The organism is Wolbachia endosymbiont of Tettigetta isshikii (assembly GCF_041154185.1).
Taxonomy (GTDB): domain Bacteria; phylum Pseudomonadota; class Alphaproteobacteria; order Rickettsiales; family Anaplasmataceae; genus Wolbachia.
This window is the reverse complement of sequence record NZ_JBFTEN010000037.1, coordinates 1-3,875: the sequence shown is the minus strand read 5'-3', so window position 1 is coordinate 3,875 and position 3,875 is coordinate 1. Positions and strand designations below refer to the sequence as shown.

Below are 3,875 nucleotides of genomic sequence, written 5' to 3'. Positions count from 1 at the left end.
TATTCACATATTCATTGGCTTAAGTAAAAATTGCTGCGGTAGCTGTTTGATATAAAATCTATTTTCTATAACAAACGGGTTTTTATTGCCCATATGACTTGGTAAAGTTGCAAAATCACACAAATAAAAAATTTAAAAAAAAAATAGTTGATAAGAAAATTCTTATCCATTTTTGAACGATATTCTAGGGTGTACTGAAGTTAATACTATACAAGAAATAGAATTTATCAGCACCATTTTGAACCCCGAAATTGCCTCTGAGAGACAAAGTATAGTTGATGTTCCATGCCAGGATTCTGTTGGCAACAGATTTGTGGTTGAAATGCAGCTCACTCATGATAAAGGTTTTGAAAAGCGCGCTCAATATTATGCTGCCAAAGCTTACTCAAGACAAGTTGGTAAGTATGCTAATTTACAGAAAATCTTCTTTATTACAATTTCAAATTGTGTTTTATTTCCTGATAAATCCAATTATATATCTAGCCATACCATAAGAGATGAGGAGACTAATGAGCATGACTTACAAGATTTTCAATTTGTGTTTATAGAACTACCAAAATTTCCTAAAAATAAAGTAGAGCAATTAACAAGCATAGTAGAACGCTGGTGTTTTTTTTCAAATATGCAGAAGAAACCACTGAAAAAGATCTAAAGAAGATTGCAAGAGAAGCGCCAATAATAAAGAGAGCATATGATGAATTAGACAGGTTTAACTGGAATGAAAAAGATCTAACGGCATATGAAAAAAGAATAATGGATCTATACAAAGAGGAAGCTATCCTTGAATACAAACTTGAAGAAGGTATGGAGAAAGGCATAAAAAAAGGTAGAGAAGAAGGAAAAATCGAAGTCGCAAAAGCGATGCTGGCTAATAATGTTGATGTTGACACTATTGTCAAATTTACTGGTTTTCTATTAGTGAGATTAAAGAATTGAGCGAAAATCAGTGAAAGGTTACGTTTTCTTTACGTGGTATGCGATATTGTAAGTATAATCAGTGTGCCGTTACCAAGACTCGAACTTGGGACCTCGTCATTACCAATGACGTACTCTACCACCTGAGCTATAACGGCAGGATTCATATATATGAATAACATAAAAAAGAATAAGGAAAAAGAAGAAGAAAGAAAAAGATTAGCAAAAGCTCTAAAGCAAAATATCCTAAAAAGAAAAAAGCAACAACAGAGTAGACAAGATGCCAGAACTACCGGAAGTGGAAGTAATATCTAACTTTTTGTTTGATAAAGTAAAAAACAAGCAAATAAGTAGTGTCGCAGTCAATAATTGGAATTTACGTGTACCAATAACAAAAAATATCGATGATGCGCTAAAAGGCAAAGCTATAAGCGATATCAAGCGTAGAGGTAAATACATAATCTGGAACACAGACAATGATATAGCCGTCATCATACATCTTGGCACGAGCGGAAAGCTTATATATGCTGAAGATAATCAAGCGCAGAATAAACATGATCACGTGATATTTTTGTTTTTCGACAATGCTTCAATAGTCTTTAATTATCCAAGAAGGTTTGGGTTGGTTGTCGTCTTAAACAAAGCACAAGAAATAAATTTTTTTAATGAATTCGGAATAGAGCCCTTAACGGATGAATTAAGTGGAGGCTATTTGTAGAAGCTGCTGAAAAACAGAAAAATAAATATCAAATCAGCATTAATGAACAACAAATAATAGTTGGTGTAGGTAACATATATGCTTCTGAGAGCTTGTTTAGAGCCCGAATATCACCGCTCAGATCAGCACAAGATTTAACATACAGAGAGTGTGAAAAACTTGCCGCTGAAATAAAAATACTCTAAGTGATGCAATTGCTGCAGGTGATTCAACGCTGAGAGATTATGCGCAACCATCTGGATCTGTCGGATACTTCCAAAACAGTTTTTACGTATACGGTCAAGTTCAAAAACCTTGCAAAATTTGTAATAACACCATAACACTTATACGATAAAATGGCCGTAGCACTTATTTCTGCAGCGTATGTCAGAGTTAAGATTTTATTCTTTGGTATGACATTTTTACCTGAAAAAGATCCGTTTGATTTGTTCTCGCAGTGGTATAAAGCGGCACTCAATTCTTCATGTAAAGAGCCAACTGCAATGACGCTGGCAACTTGTAGCAAAGACTGCATTCCATCTGTAAGAGTGGTATTGCTAAAGGAATATAGCGAAGAAGGCTTCGTATTCTTCACTAACGTAAATAGTAGAAAAGGAAAAGAATTGACCGAGAACCCCAAAGCTGCACTAGTATTTCACTGGATAGAGTTTTCTAGGAATGTACGAATTGAGGGAGATGTTAAACTCCTAGACGTTGAAAAAGCTGATGAATATTTCTCCTCTCGAGCACGCGATAGTCAAATTAGTGCATGGTGTTCAAAACAATCGAGCGTTCTGAAAAATTGGCAAGATTTTGAGCGAGCTATCGAACTAAAGGAAAAAGAACTTTACAACACACAAGTTTTTCGCCCTGATTTTTGGGTGGGATTCTGCGTAATCCCAAAGGCAATTGAATTTTGGCAAGAAGGTGAACATAGAAGACACACTAGATTTAGATACACCCTTGTTGAAGAAGGCAACTGGAAAATAGAGCAGTTGTATCCTTAACCATGCAACACAACTGCACGAACATTGTTATTTGATAGTGATCTCCACTGGAAAACAAGGCAAAACTGGCTATAACATACTGTCTTTAAAATAAATGTCCGATGTGCTGCACACTGGAATAACAGAAAACAAAACCTTAGTTTAAACTTCCTTCTCTTTTGAGGAAAAGCATCCTTTCACTTTTTCCATCATAGGTGATAGAATATATTCATTCACTTTTTCAGCTATTGGTGCAATGATATACGCTGCTGCAAAAAACCCTCCAATTGGCGCTATGGCTCCTATTACTGCACCTGTTAAAGCTGCAGATCCTGCTCCAAGCATTGCACAAGGAAAAATAGCAGTTGCAGCTGCAGCAAGACCAACTCCGATTGCAGCGAATGTTAAAGTGAGAACGCCTGCAATGCATATGCAAGCAGCCAGATCTTCTTTACGAAGTTTTCCTTCTCTTACACCACAGTATAGACCCGATGCAACAAATAATATTGCAGGAACAGAGGCAACAATTCCACCTATAACTAAAGGTGACAAAGCTGTAAAACTTAGTCCCAAACCTGTAAGTCCTCCCAGCACAGCACCAAGCCCTACTATAATTCCATTAGTATTTTGATCTACATAATCTCTTAACTAATTAGTAATAATGATTTTTTTCTGCAAAGTTTTAATTCCCTGCTATCATTATAGTTAGATTTATTGAGTAAGTAAAGTAATTTCTTTATGGAATAGTCTTGGACAAAAGAACGGAATAAGGACCTCGACTTACAATCCATCCCAACCACTATGATGCCATCATAGCACCTTTTCTCATGTCATCCAAGTGCTTGACACTGGAGAATCAAGTTTTCCATAAAAATGGAGTGTTTTAACATAACTTTTATGCTCACCTACTTGATAAAAGTCTTAGATGCCAGTGTCTGGGCACTGGCATGACATCCTTCCTGGTGGAGATTGCTCTTAAATCACAATGTACGTATAGCTGCGACTCTGGAGGTGCTTTCTCTTATCCACTGTAGGTATTGCACGGTGCTGTCGACTTGGTCATTGTAATGCGCTTCTGGAAACATTAAAATCTCATACTCAAAATCATTGAGCCATATCGCCTGGTGCGGCAGAAAAACTTTTCCAGACTCTATAATAGGAACAATCTGGTGGAATCGGGCAAGTTTGTCATCATGTGGTACTATTTCAATGATTGGCAAATCACTGCTTGCTTTTAGCTCTTGCACCAATTGTTGACCACTCGTTTTGGCTTCGAT

General features: G+C 36.5%; 6 protein-coding genes, 1 tRNA gene and 1 pseudogene. 5 read left to right on the top strand and 3 right to left on the bottom strand.

Annotated features, from left to right (window positions below; genetic code table 11):
- Positions 1-169 precede the first annotated feature (169 nt).
- Positions 170-950: pseudogene (locus AB6N09_RS05575) on the top strand (Rpn family recombination-promoting nuclease/putative transposase); the annotation flags it as partial.
- A 50-nt stretch (positions 951-1,000) separates the two neighbouring features.
- Here AB6N09_RS05575 and AB6N09_RS05570 read toward each other — a convergent pair.
- A tRNA-Thr gene (locus AB6N09_RS05570) sits at positions 1,001-1,073 on the bottom strand.
- A 13-nt stretch (positions 1,074-1,086) separates the two neighbouring features.
- Here AB6N09_RS05570 and AB6N09_RS05565 point away from each other — a divergent pair.
- The 4 genes from AB6N09_RS05565 (at position 1,087) to pdxH (ending at position 2,619) form a co-directional block, all read left to right on the top strand.
- On the top strand, positions 1,087-1,230 hold the full coding sequence (locus tag AB6N09_RS05565; protein ID WP_411131937.1) for a hypothetical protein: 144 nt from the start codon (positions 1,087-1,089) through the stop codon (positions 1,228-1,230).
- Positions 1,196-1,633 (top strand): DNA-formamidopyrimidine glycosylase family protein, encoded by a 438-nt coding sequence (locus AB6N09_RS05560; RefSeq protein WP_411131936.1) that lies wholly within the window; start codon positions 1,196-1,198, stop codon positions 1,631-1,633. Before AB6N09_RS05565 ends, AB6N09_RS05560 begins: the two co-directional genes overlap by 35 nt.
- Positions 1,612-1,818 (top strand): hypothetical protein, encoded by a 207-nt coding sequence (locus tag AB6N09_RS05555; RefSeq protein ID WP_411131939.1) that lies wholly within the window; start codon positions 1,612-1,614, stop codon positions 1,816-1,818. The genes AB6N09_RS05560 and AB6N09_RS05555 overlap by 22 nt, the downstream gene beginning before the upstream one ends.
- Before the next feature lie 207 nt (positions 1,819-2,025).
- The gene (gene pdxH, locus AB6N09_RS05550; protein ID WP_411131938.1) at positions 2,026-2,619 is read left to right on the top strand and encodes a pyridoxamine 5'-phosphate oxidase; all 594 of its coding nucleotides are present in this window, start codon (positions 2,026-2,028) and stop codon (positions 2,617-2,619) included.
- 141 nt (positions 2,620-2,760) lie between these two features.
- Here the strand turns inward: pdxH and AB6N09_RS05545 are convergent, their stop codons facing one another.
- Positions 2,761-3,192, bottom strand: a complete 432-nt coding sequence (locus AB6N09_RS05545) for a hypothetical protein (protein ID WP_411131934.1) — start codon at positions 3,190-3,192, stop codon at positions 2,761-2,763.
- Positions 3,193-3,578: 386 nt separating this feature from the next.
- A partial coding sequence (terL, locus tag AB6N09_RS05540) for a phage terminase large subunit (protein ID WP_411131933.1) occupies positions 3,579-3,875 on the bottom strand: 297 nt, incomplete at its 5' end.